The 14,045-nt window shown below is 41.9% G+C and carries 16 protein-coding genes; 10 read left to right on the plus strand and 6 right to left on the minus strand.

Annotated elements, in window-relative coordinates:
* Positions 1-152: 152 nt before the first annotated feature.
* Entirely contained in the window at positions 153-1,157 is a 1,005-nt protein-coding gene (locus tag FN809_RS14525) for an FAD:protein FMN transferase (protein WP_142534260.1), read from the minus strand.
* 14 nt (positions 1,158-1,171) lie between these two features.
* Positions 1,172-1,876, minus strand: a complete 705-nt coding sequence (pyrH, locus tag FN809_RS14530; protein WP_142534261.1) for a UMP kinase — start codon at positions 1,874-1,876, stop codon at positions 1,172-1,174.
* 277 nt (positions 1,877-2,153) lie between these two features.
* Between pyrH and FN809_RS14535 the strand changes: the two genes are divergently transcribed.
* The 4 genes from FN809_RS14535 to FN809_RS14550 all read left to right on the plus strand — a co-directional run bounded on the left by FN809_RS14535 (position 2,154) and on the right by FN809_RS14550 (position 6,966).
* On the plus strand, positions 2,154-4,289 hold the full coding sequence (locus FN809_RS14535; protein WP_142534262.1) for a TonB-dependent receptor: 2,136 nt from the start codon (positions 2,154-2,156) through the stop codon (positions 4,287-4,289).
* Positions 4,290-4,478: 189 nt separating this feature from the next.
* Positions 4,479-5,123 (plus strand): hypothetical protein, encoded by a 645-nt coding sequence (locus tag FN809_RS14540; RefSeq protein ID WP_142534263.1) that lies wholly within the window; start codon positions 4,479-4,481, stop codon positions 5,121-5,123.
* 5 nt (positions 5,124-5,128) lie between these two features.
* Complete coding sequence (locus tag FN809_RS14545) at positions 5,129-6,187, plus strand: sensor histidine kinase (protein WP_142534264.1); 1,059 nt, start codon at positions 5,129-5,131, stop codon at positions 6,185-6,187.
* Positions 6,184-6,966 (plus strand): LytR/AlgR family response regulator transcription factor, encoded by a 783-nt coding sequence (locus FN809_RS14550; RefSeq protein ID WP_142534265.1) that lies wholly within the window; start codon positions 6,184-6,186, stop codon positions 6,964-6,966. Before FN809_RS14545 ends, FN809_RS14550 begins: the two co-directional genes overlap by 4 nt.
* Positions 6,967-7,031: 65 nt before the next feature.
* Here FN809_RS14550 and FN809_RS14555 read toward each other — a convergent pair whose 3' ends face one another.
* Both FN809_RS14555 and FN809_RS14560 read right to left on the minus strand, forming a co-directional pair.
* On the minus strand, positions 7,032-8,429 hold the full coding sequence (locus tag FN809_RS14555) for a NupC/NupG family nucleoside CNT transporter (RefSeq protein ID WP_142534266.1): 1,398 nt from the start codon (positions 8,427-8,429) through the stop codon (positions 7,032-7,034).
* Positions 8,430-8,563: 134 nt separating this feature from the next.
* Positions 8,564-9,160, minus strand: a complete 597-nt coding sequence (locus tag FN809_RS14560; protein WP_142534267.1) for a bifunctional nuclease family protein — start codon at positions 9,158-9,160, stop codon at positions 8,564-8,566.
* A 327-nt stretch (positions 9,161-9,487) separates the two neighbouring features.
* On the opposite strand from FN809_RS14560, the gene rplU reads away from it, so the two are divergent.
* From rplU to ruvC, 6 genes are all read left to right on the plus strand, one after another.
* Positions 9,488-9,802, plus strand: coding sequence for a 50S ribosomal protein L21 (gene rplU, locus FN809_RS14565; RefSeq protein WP_142534268.1), 315 nt, complete (start codon positions 9,488-9,490; stop codon positions 9,800-9,802).
* Between the two features lie 17 nt (positions 9,803-9,819).
* Positions 9,820-10,083, plus strand: a complete 264-nt coding sequence (gene rpmA, locus FN809_RS14570) for a 50S ribosomal protein L27 (protein WP_142534269.1) — start codon at positions 9,820-9,822, stop codon at positions 10,081-10,083.
* Positions 10,084-10,218: 135 nt separating this feature from the next.
* Positions 10,219-11,493 (plus strand): serine--tRNA ligase, encoded by a 1,275-nt coding sequence (gene serS / locus FN809_RS14575; RefSeq protein WP_142534270.1) that lies wholly within the window; start codon positions 10,219-10,221, stop codon positions 11,491-11,493.
* A gap of 73 nt (positions 11,494-11,566) precedes the next feature.
* Complete coding sequence (locus tag FN809_RS14580; protein ID WP_142534271.1) at positions 11,567-11,833, plus strand: hypothetical protein; 267 nt, start codon at positions 11,567-11,569, stop codon at positions 11,831-11,833.
* 198 nt (positions 11,834-12,031) lie between these two features.
* On the plus strand, positions 12,032-12,331 hold the full coding sequence (locus tag FN809_RS14585; protein ID WP_142534272.1) for a DUF4286 family protein: 300 nt from the start codon (positions 12,032-12,034) through the stop codon (positions 12,329-12,331).
* An 8-nt stretch (positions 12,332-12,339) separates the two neighbouring features.
* Complete coding sequence (ruvC, locus tag FN809_RS14590) at positions 12,340-12,891, plus strand: crossover junction endodeoxyribonuclease RuvC (protein WP_142534273.1); 552 nt, start codon at positions 12,340-12,342, stop codon at positions 12,889-12,891.
* Between the two features lie 9 nt (positions 12,892-12,900).
* On the opposite strand, the gene FN809_RS14595 is transcribed toward ruvC, so the two are convergent.
* Together FN809_RS14595 and FN809_RS14600 are read right to left on the minus strand one after the other, a co-directional pair.
* Positions 12,901-13,329, minus strand: a complete 429-nt coding sequence (locus tag FN809_RS14595; RefSeq protein WP_142534274.1) for an acyl-CoA thioesterase — start codon at positions 13,327-13,329, stop codon at positions 12,901-12,903.
* Between the two features lie 2 nt (positions 13,330-13,331).
* Entirely contained in the window at positions 13,332-13,895 is a 564-nt protein-coding gene (locus tag FN809_RS14600) for an L-threonylcarbamoyladenylate synthase (protein WP_142534275.1), read from the minus strand.
* Positions 13,896-14,045: the final 150 nt, after the last annotated feature.

Consider the following 14,045-nt stretch of genomic DNA (forward strand, 5'->3'; position numbering starts at 1 on the left):
AGTAGTGAGTGAAAAGCATTTAGCGTAGAGATTGATTGGCAGCTTTGTTTGGTGATTTTTTCTACTGCCTCAAACGGGTATTCAATAACCCCATAGGTCTGTACAGTATTTGCTTTCAGCCTATTGACTTCTCGCCATAGCATAATCTCACTTCACTCAGCGGCAATCAAACTTTCAAAGCCGGGTGTGTATTTCACTTGATTATTGCCATTGTGGTCAACATAAATAAAGTAGCCTTCTACGTTCGGTAGATTTTTTATGAGTTGGTAACTTTTTTTTACCCCCATTACCATGCAGGCCGTTGCATAAGCGTCGGCACTCATGCAGTCGGGTGCGATAATGGTAGCACTTAGTAGCGAATGCTGTACCGGATAGCCTGTTGTAGGGTCGATAGTATGAGCATATTTTTTCCCCTTGCGGATATAAAAATTACGGTAATTGCCTGATGTAGCCAAAGCAGCGTCGCTTAAAGAGAGTATAGCTTGTAGTTCTCTGCTAAGTAGCGTTTTATCGTCTGTAGGCTGGTCAATTCCCACCCGCCAGGGAATACCTTTGCTATTGAGCCCGGCAGCCCGTATCTCGCCACCTATCTCCACCATATAGTTTTTTATGCCTTGGGCTAATAGATAATTGGCTGCCTCATCCACCCCAAAGCCTTTGGCTATGGCGCTGGCATCAAGCATAATACCCGGCCTGTCTTTCTCTAAAAAAGCATCTTTCAAGCGCAGCTTATCCATACCTACAAAAAGCAAGAGCGAATCAATCAACTCAGTGGTGATACTGTCCTTTTTTTTAAATCCAAAGCCCCATGCGTTCACCAATGGAGCCACTGTCATATCAAAAGCCCCATCGCTGTTATCGTAAATCTCTTGTCCTTTTAAAAACACCTTTTCCAGCATGGCATCTGTTCTGGCACCTAGCTCGCTAAAATTAAATTTGCTGATAGTAGAGGTGTCTTTATAGGTAGATAGCGACCAATCTACCTTATTCAATACCTTCAGCAGCCCTTTATCCAGGCTATCAGTTTGTTGTATAGGTTGATAAATAACATGGTAATAGGTGCCAAAAATCTGCCCTTCCATTTTCACATAATCGTGCGATGTTTGCACGCACGAAAAGAAAAGCAGCGCAATTAACGGGATGAGAATATTTTTCATTGTATTTGTTGAAATTAATTTTTCACCAGCGTACCTATCTTTTCGCCTTTAACCACTTTAAGCAGGTTTCCGGGGGTATCCATGTCGAAAACAATAATAGGCAGGTTATTTTCCTTACACATGGTGGAGGCTGTTAAATCCATCACTTTGAGCTCGCGTTGATAAATCTCGTCAAAGCTTATTTCGTCGAACTTGGTGGCCGTAGGGTCTTTTTCGGGGTCGGCGGTATAAACACCATCTACCCTTGTACCTTTGAGCATCACGTCTGCTTTAATTTCGATACCCCGTAGCGACGAACCGGTATCGGTGGTAAAATAAGGATTGCCTGTTCCTGCCGAAAGAATAAGCACTTCGCCGTTTTCTAATGCTTCTATGGCTTTGGGCTGAGAATAAAATTCACCAACCGGTTCCATGCTTATGGCGGTGAGTACCCGTGCTTTTATACCGGCATTGTTAAGTGACGATTTTAAGGCCAGGCTGTTAATTACCGTGGCTAACATTCCCATCTGGTCGCCCTGGTATCGGTCGAAACCTTTAGCAGCACCACTTAAACCCCGGAATATATTGCCGCCACCAATAACAATAGCTACTTGAACACCCAGCTCACAGACTGCTTTTATCTGCCGGGCATACGCCTCAAGCTTGTTATTGTCGATACCGTAATTTTGCTCGCCCATGAGCGATTCTCCGCTCAACTTCAATAATACTCTCTTGTACATAGGATGTTATTATTAGTTTTTAAAATCAACTGTGTAAAGCTAAAAGGTTTTTTTCAATAGAAAAAAGTGCAGTTTAAAATTTCTTGCATATCGCTTAAATTATCGTGGTGAGTCCTTAACCGTAAAAACTCTGGGGAATTCTTTTTTTAGCTAAAGGGCAAAAAAACCATCAGCCCTTTCCCATTCATCCTAAAAAAACGACCGCTCGGTAATTTCTATTTCACCCTTTGTGGGTTTGGTGGCAATTTGCCTATATCAATTATAAATACACCGAGCGATGAGAGCACTTATTCTTCCCTTTATATTTTTAATAGCCCTTAATGCCGTTGCACAAACAACAGTTACAGGCAAAGTGACCGATAAAAAAGGAGAACCCTTGGTGGGAGTAAATATTTATTTTAAAGATACCTACGACGGAGGCGTATCGGATAGCAATGGTAATTTTAAAGTATCGACCCGCAAAAAAGGAAATTTAACTTTGCTGGCACGCTTTATTGGCTACAAAACGTTTGTTCAAGTGCTTGCGGAAGGCAAGCAGCAAATAGCCATCCTGTTAAAAGAAGATACGCAAAGCATTGACGCCGTTACGGTAACGGCAGGAACTTTTGCTGCGGGCGACAAACACAAGGCATCGCTTTTAAAAACACTGGATATATACACTACGGCGGGTTCGCTGGGCGACATTACCAATGCACTGAACACCTTGCCGGGAACGCAGCAAGCCAATGACGACGGACGTTTGTTGGTAAGGGGAGGCGATGCCTACGAAACCAGGACGCTTATTGATGGTGTGCTGGCCGGAAAGCCCTATTACTCAAAAGTGCCCGATGTGAAGGCGCGGGGGCGGTTTTCGCCTTCGTTATTTTCGGGCGTGCTATTTAACACAGGCGGCTATTCGGCGGAATACGGTCAAGCGCTATCCTCGGTGTTGGTGTTGGAAAGTAACGATTTGTTTACCGAGGATAGGTTGTCGCTTTCACTTATGAGCGTGGGGGCAGAACTCAATTACACTGAGGCATGGAAAAATAATTCAATTTCGATATTGGGAAGCTACACCAATTTGGCACCCTATTTTGGCATGGCTAACACCCGCCTAAACTGGGAAAAGCCCACCGAAGCACTGCAGGGAAGCGTCATCTATCGCCATAAAACAAAGAAGAACGGCATGTTAAAAGCTTATTTTACTGGCGATGGCGGCACATCCCGCTTTAATAGCGATACGGGTATCGACGATGGTCAATACAGCACAGAATCCACCGGGCGAAGTTATTATGGAAATGTAACCTATCGGCAGCCATTAGGGCAATCTACGGCTTTAAAAGCTGGCACATCAGTAACTCTTGATAATCCGGACATTCGCTATGCTACGCAGCGTATAAAAAATAAGGAAGTCAATCTGGAGACCAAATTAATGTTGATAAGCGAAGTATCCGATGGTGTAGTTTTAAAATATGGTGTAAGTAATACCGCAAGCGACTATCATCAACAATACAGGGCCCATCCCGACTCGGTGGAGTACAATCCCTATTTCCGGGATTACCTGACTGCAGCGTTTGCTGAGGCGCACATTCAAGTGTCTAAAAACCTGGCTTTATCATCGGGGCTTAGGTGGGAATACTCCTCGTTGCTCAAAAGGAACAATGTTGCACCCCGCATAGGATTAGCGGCTGCAACGGGTAGGCAAAGTCAGGTTTCGGCATCCTACGGACATTTTTACCAGAACCCGCATCCCGATGAGCTCAAGTTTTCATCCGACCTTAACTTTGAGCGGGCCGACCATTATATACTTGGATTTCAATCCGGTGCTACGAATAAACGATTTCTTCGCCTGGAATCGTATTATAAAAAATACACACAATTAGTTAAATATGAGGGCAGAGCCTTTTATAGTTCCGATTATTACAGCAACAAAGGGAATGGTTATGCGCTGGGTATTGATTTGTTTTGGCGGGATAACGAATCGGTGAGGTTTTTAGAATATTGGTTGTCGTATGCGTATGTGGATACCCGTCGGAAATACAAAAGCTTTGATTTTAGGGCTCAGCCTGATTTTGTGTCCAGGCATAATTTTTCCGTAGTGGGCAAGTATTGGATGTCGGCCATTCATTGTCAGTTGGGGGCTACGTACTGGATGGCCAGCGGACGAAACTGGTACGAGCGAACTGCCCATGCTACCCTTAGCCATCAGGCTGATTTAACGCACGAGCTTAATCTAAGTTTAAGCTACATCACCCAATTTTTTAGTAAACCTGCCATTGTTCATGTGTCGTTGTCCAATGCATTGGGCACCAATAATGTTTATGGCTATCGTGAGGGCCCCATCCGTAATGTAAACGGAAGCACTGTTTATTTGCCTATCACAAACTATATTAATCAGTTTGCGTTTATAGGTATTTTTATAACTTTAATCTGAACCACTCATAAACGAAAAAAATAAATGTAGTTCAGGTTAACCCCGACTTTGTTGAAGTTGTACTTTTGCAAAAAAAAGTTTTTTGCGGCATTGAAAGTCAACGAAATCAAACTTAGTCGCTGTCAGAGACAGAAATAATTTTTATTATTTGGGCTTAATTAACCGCCAAATGGCACAAATATGATTATCATGAATTATAAAGCAATTGCGATTATCACCCTATTTATTATTCCTTCGCTATTTTGCGTAAAAGCATCGGCGGGTAATTACACGGAAGTGATGCAGCAGCATATCGAGAAAATGTACAAGGCTAAAACAGCCCGGGAATTAAGTGCTATTTCGGGTGTGTTTTACCGGGTGGCAGAAAAGGAAAGCGATGCATGGTTACCTTTGTATTATTCTGCTTATTCCTTGGTAAGAATAGCTTTTTTTACGAAGGATAGAGAGGAGATTGATAAGTATTTGGATATGGCTCAGGCTTATGTAACTAAGCTAAAAGAGGCCAGACCGGAGGAATCGGAAGTATATGTACTGCAAGCCTTGTTGTACTCCATGCGCATCAGTGGTGCAATGAGCGGGATGAAATACTCCACATTGTCGAATGAAGAACTCGACCAGGCCGAAAAATTGAACAAAAACAATCCGCGAATTTATTATTGCAGGGGCAACAATGTTTTTCATACACCCAGCCTGTTTGGAGGGGGGAAAGGGAAGGCAAAACCCCTATTCGAAAAAGCAATAAATCTTTTTGAAAGTGAGCAGTACGAAACGCCTTTTTGGCCAAGCTGGGGCCATTGGCATACGAAGCAGATGCTGGAACAATGTAATAATTAGAAACAATGAAAAGAATAAAAAATAAAAAACTTCGCATCTCAAGATATGTTGTACTTGGACTTGTTTCAATATTGATTGGAATTCTGTGTGTACTCCTCCTGGGTGGCGAAGTCCGTATGAGTGTAAAGTCATGGGCTTTTAATATCGGTTACTCTTTAACCTTAGGGTATGGTTTGTTTGCCAATGGTTTTATCGCTTCTCTAATTGGAAAACGATGGATACATTGGATTAAATATCCTAAAAGAAGCATCGTCATTTCATTTGTAGTAACTACACTCTATTCTACATTTGTAATATTTTTTGCCAATTGGCTTTGGTTTATTGTTTTGTTAGATTATTCATGGAGCAAGTTTTTAACCTTCGGCACTAATATCCTTCTTATTGAATATATTGTACTCTATATTATTACCATGTTTTTTTACGCCAAAGCATTTTTTAATGAGTGGCGCGAAACATTAATTGCAGAGGAGGCTTTAAAAAAGGAGGCGGTATCCCTACAATACAAGGTGCTGAGCAATCAGGTGAACCCGCATTTTCTGTTCAACAGTTTAAATGTGCTGGGCTCTTTAATCAGGTTAGATGCGGACAGGGCCGGGATATTCGTAAATAAATTATCCGATTTTTATCGCAATCTACTGGCTGCCAGGGGAAAAGAAATTGTACCACTGAACGAGGAAGTGGATTTTGTGAACCAATATCTCGTTTTGCAAAAAGAACGCTTTGGCGATAACATAGTAGTAGATATTGAAACGGATAAGCTAAACCATCACCAGGTTATTCCCATGACTTTGCAAATGTTGGTAGAAAATGCCATTAAGCACAATCAGGTAAACAAAGAAAATAAATTGCAGATAAAAATATACGTTCAAGACAACTATCTGATAGTAAAAAATAGTGTTACACCTTATTTGAACCCCATAGGTGGTGAAAAATTGGGCTTGAAGAACCTGAGCGAGCGATATCAATTTTTGACCGACCGGCCCTTTGTGATTGAAAGAAAACAAGATGAGTTTATAGTGAAAGTACCGCTGCTGCAATTAGAAGATAATGTAAAACGAGCATGAAAGTTTTAATCATAGAAGATGAGCCTTTGGCAGCATCGCATCTGAAAGCGTTGATTAATGAGTGCGACACGGAGATGGAGGTAGTTGACGTGCTCGATTCGGTAAAAAGTGCCGAAGCCTGGTTAAACGCCAACGCGCATCCGGCATTAATTTTTATGGATGTGCATTTGGGGGATGGACTCTGTTTCGAGATATTTAAGCGGGTAAATATTGCTTCCTTCATCATTTTTACCACAGCCTACGATCAGTATGCCTTGCAAGCTTTTAAAGTAAACAGCATCGATTACCTCTTGAAACCACTGTCCAGACAGCCCTTATGCAACGCCTTGCAGAAATATAAAACCTTTGCGGCCAAAGAGCATGCCGACAAGATGCTGCCGGATATGTCGATGTTGCTTGAAGCCATTCAAAACAAAACACCCCAATACAAAGAGCGCTTTGTAGTAAAGGTAGGCGCGCATATCCGCCTGGTAAAAACAGATGAGATTGCTTGTTTTTACAGTTCCGAAAAGGCCACTTATCTGCTTACTCAAAGCGGCAACAACTATTTGGTTGACTACCCCCTGGAAAAGCTGACAGGCATGCTGGATCCGGCAAAGTTCTTCCGCATAAGCCGACAATATATCGCAGCCATTGATGCCATCGACGATGTAGTTTCGCTGGGCCCCTTACGCTTAAAAGTAAAAATGGCAGCTTGCAAACGAAATGATATGTTGGTGTCGCGCGATAAGGTAAAGTCATTTAAAAAGTGGCTGGAAGGCAACAACGTGCACGGTTAAGTAGGGCCGGGCTATTGATGCTTAAATAATCCTTGCTTTGTGGAATAAAGCCATTCGGGTTCTGCTTAACCCAATATCATACCTACAATAGTGGCCGATAGTAGCGAGGCCAATGTGCCGGCAAGCAATGCCCGAACGCCCAATTGGGTTAGCGTAATTCTTTGCGAAGGAGCTATGGCACCGATACCTCCTATCTGGATGCCTATAGATGCAAAGTTGGCAAAGCCACAGAGAACGTAGGTAGCAATGTAAATTGATTTTTGGTTGGCAAAGGCACCAGCTTCTTTAAGTTCGCCCAGGCTAATATAACCGATAAACTCGGTAAGGATAAGTTTTTCGCCCAGTACACGTCCTACTAATTCAATATCTTCGGTGGCAACACCGATGAGCCACATCAGTGGCGAAAAAAGATAGCCCAATAAAAATTGCAGGTTCAGCTCCGTGTATTCGCCATTGGTAATACCGGCTATTGTTTCGTTTAGCCCGGTGTAATAGCCCAACTTTAAAAAAAAATAATTGGCCATGGCAATAAAGGAAATAAAAACCAGTAGCATGGCTCCCACATTTATAGCCAGCTTAAGGCCTTCTGTAGTTCCATTAGATACCGCATCCAATACGTTTTTACCTATCCTTGCCTTGCTTACCTGTACTGTGTTGTCTATTTCCTGTGTTTGTGGCAACAAAATCTTTGAAATAACCACTACACCCGGCGCTGCCATAATAGAGGCTGCTAACAGGTGCTTGGCGTACATTACCTCTTGAACGGGGTCGCCACCACCTAATATTTTTATATATACCGCCAACACTCCGCCGGCCAGCGTAGCCATGCCACCCGACATGACCAACAACATCTCTGAGCGGTTCATTTTATCGAGGTAAGCCTTAATCAGCAAAGGAGATTCGGTCTGTCCCAAAAATATATTGCCCGCCACCGAAAGACTCTCGGCACCGGACAAGCCCATCAGCTTGGTCATGAGCCAGGCCAAAACATATACTACTTTTTGAATGATGCCATAATAAAACAGCAGGCTGGTGAGCGCAGAAAAAAAGATGATGGTGGGCAGAATAATAACGGCAAAATTGAGCATGGGCGATTCAATAACCCCTGAACCAAAGCTTTTAAACAAAAAGGAAGTGCCTGCCTGGGTAAAATTTAATATCTGAACAAATCCACGGCTTACAAACTCAAAAAAACTTTGAATAAAAGGCACGTTTAATATCGATACGGCCAACACAAGTTGAATGGAGAGGCCGATACCTACCACTTTCCAATTAACCGCTTTTCGGTTAGTGCTAAAAAGCAAAGCAATACCTATCAACACTAACATACCAATTACACCACGAAATATTCCGGTAAATGAAAGGCCGGTGCTCCCGGCAACATCAACAGCCTGACTTGCCCAGGCAGGCTGCGTTATAGCCAGTAACAACAAAGCAGTGGCCGCAAGTAGTTTTTTGATCATTTATTTGTGTATGAGGTTTTGTTGATAGCTTGCGAAAAAAAATAATGAAGTCCGCAAATTTGGTTCAACAGCTTAATTAACAGTGGTCTAAATTACCCCTTTTTTAAGCATCAAAGTGCGCTTACAAAGCTTATTTAGGAAGCACTCCTGCGCTGTATTTCGTCCCTGATTTCCGAGGCCTTTTCATAATCCTCGTTTCCTATCGCCTCGTTTAACAGCTTGTTGAGTTCGTCCAGCGACTTGCGCGAGTATTTCGATTCGCTTCCTCGCGAGGCTTGTTCGTCCACATCCACATGCAAGCCCTTATCCTTGCCCATATCCAAAACAATACCCGCTGATTGCATAATTGTTTCGTAGGTATATAGGGGACAATTAAATCGTAATGAGAGGGCTACCGCATCCGAAGTGCGGGAATCTATTCTGAGTTGTTTGCCGTCTTTAGTACAAACAAGTTCGGAGTAAAAAATTCCTTCTTCCAGCTTATAAATAATCACTTCGTTAATTTCGATGCCAAAAGCACGCGAAAAATTTAAAAACAAATCATGGGTGAGCGGACGTGGCGGTTCCAATCCTTCTAACTTAATGGCTATGGATTGTGCCTCCACACCACCAATAATTATAGGAATCCTCCTTTCTCCATCCTCTTCGGCAAGAACCAAAGCGTACGCTCCCGATTGAGTTTGACTGTAGGACAAGCCCAGTATATTCAGTTTAATTTTCTTTTGGCTCATAGGCTAACTTCTCAATAGCAAATACAAATAAAGTATTTTAAAAGTATATTCTTAAAATATAAGAACAAATATAACAAAATGTTTTTAACAATTTCTAAATATTAAAAGCAGTTCTGTTTCCCTTGTTTTTATAGGGGTTGTGCCCGCGTATTATCTCGGTGGGTAAAGGATTAATGTTACTGTTATTCATGCTTTTAAATAAAAGGGTTTTGCAGAAATAAAATTTATAACTACTTTTGCACTCCGATGTTTCTTGCGGGGCTTGATAAAGTGGCTGATTATTAGAGAAGAAGCCCGCCTCCTGGATTAAATTTTAAACAATTTGTGATGTACGCGATTGTAGATATTGCAGGACAGCAATTTAAAGTAGAAAAAGACAGCAAAATTTATGTACACCGTTTAGCGCTGGACGAAGGAGCCGCTGTTGAGTTTGAAAAAGTGATGCTTATTGATAACGATGGAACGGTTCAGGTTGGAGCGCCAATTGTAGAAGGAGCTAAAGTTACCGCTAAGGTACTTACACATGTTAAAGGTGACAAGGTGATTGTTTTTAAAAAGAAAAGAAGAAAAACATACAGAAAAAAGAACGGTCACCGTCAACAATTTTCTCAAATTCAAATTGAAGACATTTTAGTTGGATAATAAAAAATTAAAATAAAATGGCACATAAAAAAGGAGTCGGTAGTTCAAAAAACGGTAGAGAGTCTGAAAGTAAACGTTTGGGTGTTAAAATTTTTGGCGGTCAATCAGCTAAAGCAGGTAACATCATCGTTCGCCAAAGAGGAACTCAGCATCATCCGGGTGATAACGTAGGTATGGGTAAAGATCATACTTTATTTGCGCTTGTCGAAGGAACGGTAACATTCCGTAGGAAAAAAAACGACAGATCTTTTGTTTCAGTTGAGCCGTTGGCCGCTGAGTAATTAAAAGTATTTGCACTGATTAAAAGAGTCTCCTGATTTGCTTACATTAGAAGCTGATTCAGGAGATTTTTTTTTATACATTGCCTATCTAACCCAAACCACTACGCGTATCTAAAATAATAATAACACCCCACAATGCTAACGCTAAAGTTTATACAAGAAAATAAAGATGAAGTTATTGAGCGCCTTAAGGTTAAACGCTTTGATGCTGCACAAATAGTCCGGGATATTATTGAACTCGACGATAAGCGCAAAGCTACGCAAAGTGCTGCTGATGCAAAGCAGGCCGAAATGAACTCCCTCTCTAAAGAGATAGGGATGTTGTTTAAACAAGGTAAAATTCAAGAGGCCAACCAGGCCAAAGCGCAAACCGCGGAGCTAAAAGAAACCATCAGGGAGTTAAACGATGTGCTCAATAAAACTACCCTGGCATTGGATGGCGAGTTGGTAAAACTCCCTAATATTCCGCACTCATCGGTAACACCCGGCAATAGCGATGCCGATAATGTAATGGTAAAAGAGGGGGGGGCGCTTAAGCCAATACAAGGCGCAAAACTGCCCCACTGGGAGCTGGTAAAAAAATATGATATCATAGACTTTGAGCTGGGTACAAAAATTACCGGTGCAGGTTTTCCGGTTTATAAAGGTAAAGGTGCTAAATTACAGCGTGCTTTAATCAGCTTTTTTTTAGATGAAGGCGAAAAAGCTGGCTACAACGAAGTGTTACCGCCCATAGTGGTGAACGAAGATTCGGGCTTTGGTACCGGTCAGTTGCCCGATAAGGAGGGAATGATGTACCATGCCGCCGCCGATAATCTGTACCTGATTCCTACTGCCGAAGTACCTGTTACCAATATGTATCGTAACGAAGTACTGAAGGAGGAAGAACTACCCATAAAAAATATGGCTTACACGCCCTGTTTCCGTCGCGAAGCCGGATCGTGGGGCGCCCATGTGCGTGGACTCAACCGCCTGCACCAATTCGATAAGGTAGAGATTGTACATATATCGCATCCCGATACATCGTATCAGGCGCTGGACGATATGGTGGCTCATGTGGAAGGCTTGATTAACAAGCTGGGTTTACCTTATCGCATCATGCGTTTGTGTGGTGGCGATATTAGCTTTACCTCAGCACTTACCTTCGATTTTGAAGTATATTCGGCCGCCCAGGATCGGTGGTTAGAAGTAAGCTCTGTTTCCAATTTCGAGGCTTACCAGGCCAATCGTTTGAAGTGTCGTTATAAAGGCAAGGATATGAAAAAGGCCGAACTGGTGCATACCCTAAACGGCAGTGCCTTGGCATTACCGCGTATTGTGGCCGCTCTGTTGGAGAATAACCAAACAGCCGAGGGTATTAAAATACCCGAAGTTTTGGTGCCGTATTGTAATTTCGACACGATTAATTAGTATTTACAGGACAGTTTTCTGACGAAGAATATGTTGAAAACTGGTCCTTATTGTTAAACTTAAATAATATATTTTGGTACAAGGAGAAACGAAAAGAGAAAAGAAAAATAAAAAAAACAAAACCATAGCCGGACTTTTAATGGGAATTGGTTTAATGTTGGTTGTTCAGGTAATAATAGCCGAACCATCCATCAACAAGATAATCAAAGAAGATGCTGTGGAAAAAAATAAAGCGCGCCCCATGATGGAAAACGACAAGAAATGGTACGACAGCAATGCAGTGGCCATGGTCGGAAATACAGTGCAGTATAGCTACGCAACCGCAAAAATTAAAAAGTAAACAGCAACATAGACTTACTAGCAGAGCTTCTGTAAGGGGATTAGGATAACAACATCAAAACAAATCCCGAATGACAACTATATGGCACTAACTATAGTACGGAGGTTTGTAATTACAGAGATAAGAATGGTAATCCACGAACTGCTATATCTGTAACACCCAACAAATACGAAGAATAGCTATTTAAATACCATCAACATGTTTATATATAATACCACTTTTGTGGTAAATATCAGTAGCTTCGATACTTGGCAAAAGTGGTTGTACACCACGTGTAAGCCCTTAATAAAAAACCTGGTTCCTGCTTCGGAAGTAGCCGTATACGAGGTTATGAGTATTGAAAACGAAGAAGAGAGAACCGTGTCGGTACAATGGAAAGTGGCTTCCCCGGACGATTTGGATGCCATTAATAAACAATCGCCCCTTATGCTAAAACAAATGAGCTCGGATTTTGGTGAAAAGGTGTTGTTTTTTAGTACTATTTTACGATCGTTATAATTTATGGAGTGGTAAAAGAACGCATCATATTGGGTATCGACCCCGGAACAACCGTAATGGGCTACGGCGTAATCAGGGTATTGGGAAACCAGCCTTCGCTGGTGTCGATGGGTGTGCTGGAACTACAAAAGTACCAAAACCATTACATCAAACTAAAAAAAATATACGAAACCATTACCCGTTTGTGCGATAACTACACACCCGATGAGCTGGCTATCGAAGCACCTTTCTTTGGGAAAAACGTGCAGTCGATGTTAAAGCTGGGTCGTGCACAAGGAGTGGCTATGGCTGCTGCCCTGGCACGCGACCTGCCCGTTTTTGAATATGCCCCTTTAAAAATAAAACAGTCTATCACCGGTAACGGACGGGCAAGCAAAGAGCAGGTAGCCCATTTTCTAACAAGATATTTAAAAATAGAAACCGATCCTAAATACTTAGATGCCACCGATGGTGTGGCGGCAGCACTATGCCATTTCTTCCAGAATCAGGGTATTAAAAAAGAAAATACGGTGAAGAGTTGGAAAGAATTTATGAGTAAAAACCCGGGTAGGGTTAAATAAAAATTCAGTTTATAAATCACTTTGCTCAAGGTCCGAAATCTTACGTCGCCATTCATCCGGAATGAGAAGTGATGACTGTGTTTTAGGATCAAAACCTACCATTACCGAGCTACACGTGGCCTTTAAAATGTTTTTATCGTCCACTATATGCTGTATCAGCTTCATGCTTTTGTCGCCGATATATAAAACTTTGGTTTTAACCCTAAGCTTATCGCTAAGGAAAACGGGAGCGAGAAAGTCCGTTTTAATGGAAGCCACGATAGCACCAAACTCCTTCCAGTTCACTTCGTTTTTAAATACTTTATTAAAATAACCCAATCGGCCCAAATCAAAATATTCCTGAATGGTGGAGTTGTTGGCATGTCCCAACCCATCCATATCGTTAAAGCGTATTTGTATGTTATCGGAATGGTTGAAATGGATATTTTCTGTTTTCATAATTATTCCCTGATTATTTTAATTTGCCCGTCAACCTCCAGTTTTAGAATGCTCGAAGGGGCAGGGTTTGCTGTTTCCTCCTGGCGAAATTGCACAATATAATCAACGCCATTTTTAACTTCGTCCGATATTTCGCCAAAATGTTGGGGCGAAGCTTGTCCGCTTATATTGGCCGATGTAGAAACAATGGGTTTTTTAAATCTCGCGCAAAGCTTTTTCGAAAACTCCTCTTTTGTAATGCGTATGCCCACGCTGTTATCTTCGGCCAGAAGGTTTTGGGCCAGGTTTTTAGCTTTGGGATAAATGATGGTAAGTGGCTTTGCACTCAGGTCTATCAAATCCCAGGCCATCTCCGGCACTTTAGCTACATAGGCACTCAGCTTGGCATCATTGTCCAGCAACACCAATGCACTTTTACTATCGTGGCGTTGCTTTAGCGCATACACTTTTTTTACTGCTTCCTGGTTAGTGGCATCGCACCCGATACCCCAAATAGTATCGGTGGGGTACAAAATCAAACCACCTTTTTGCAATACCTCTACCGCTTTTTTTATATCGTCATTCATTTTTTCAGACTACTGGATAATAGACCCTATTGATAATAGATTATTAGACATTACAGTAGTAGAAAAGAGACAGGAAGAGAACGACTTTTTATTTACAAGATTCTTATCCCTGATCTCTTATCTCCTAGTTATCCTCGTATTACAACATCC

This window comes from Saccharicrinis carchari, assembly GCF_900182605.1.
Taxonomy (GTDB): domain Bacteria; phylum Bacteroidota; class Bacteroidia; order Bacteroidales; family Marinilabiliaceae; genus Saccharicrinis; species Saccharicrinis carchari.

Coding starts and splice junctions, on each gene's coding strand:
- rplU (WP_142534268.1), top strand. CDS start 9,488: ATGTACGCGATTGTAGATATTGCAGGACAGCAATTTAAAGTAGAAAAA.
- FN809_RS14560 (WP_142534267.1), bottom strand. CDS start 9,160: ATGAGCCAAAAGAAAATTAAACTGAATATACTGGGCTTGTCCTACAGT.
- rpmA (WP_142534269.1), top strand. CDS start 9,820: ATGGCACATAAAAAAGGAGTCGGTAGTTCAAAAAACGGTAGAGAGTCT.
- serS (WP_142534270.1), top strand. CDS start 10,219: ATGCTAACGCTAAAGTTTATACAAGAAAATAAAGATGAAGTTATTGAG.
- FN809_RS14540 (WP_142534263.1), top strand. CDS start 4,479: ATGAATTATAAAGCAATTGCGATTATCACCCTATTTATTATTCCTTCG.
- FN809_RS14535 (WP_142534262.1), top strand. CDS start 2,154: ATGAGAGCACTTATTCTTCCCTTTATATTTTTAATAGCCCTTAATGCC.
- pyrH (WP_142534261.1), bottom strand. CDS start 1,876: ATGTACAAGAGAGTATTATTGAAGTTGAGCGGAGAATCGCTCATGGGC.
- FN809_RS14525 (WP_142534260.1), bottom strand. CDS start 1,157: ATGAAAAATATTCTCATCCCGTTAATTGCGCTGCTTTTCTTTTCGTGC.
- FN809_RS14555 (WP_142534266.1), bottom strand. CDS start 8,429: ATGATCAAAAAACTACTTGCGGCCACTGCTTTGTTGTTACTGGCTATA.
- FN809_RS14545 (WP_142534264.1), top strand. CDS start 5,129: ATGAAAAGAATAAAAAATAAAAAACTTCGCATCTCAAGATATGTTGTA.
- FN809_RS14585 (WP_142534272.1), top strand. CDS start 12,032: ATGTTTATATATAATACCACTTTTGTGGTAAATATCAGTAGCTTCGAT.
- FN809_RS14550 (WP_142534265.1), top strand. CDS start 6,184: ATGAAAGTTTTAATCATAGAAGATGAGCCTTTGGCAGCATCGCATCTG.
- FN809_RS14595 (WP_142534274.1), bottom strand. CDS start 13,329: ATGAAAACAGAAAATATCCATTTCAACCATTCCGATAACATACAAATA.
- FN809_RS14600 (WP_142534275.1), bottom strand. CDS start 13,895: ATGAATGACGATATAAAAAAAGCGGTAGAGGTATTGCAAAAAGGTGGT.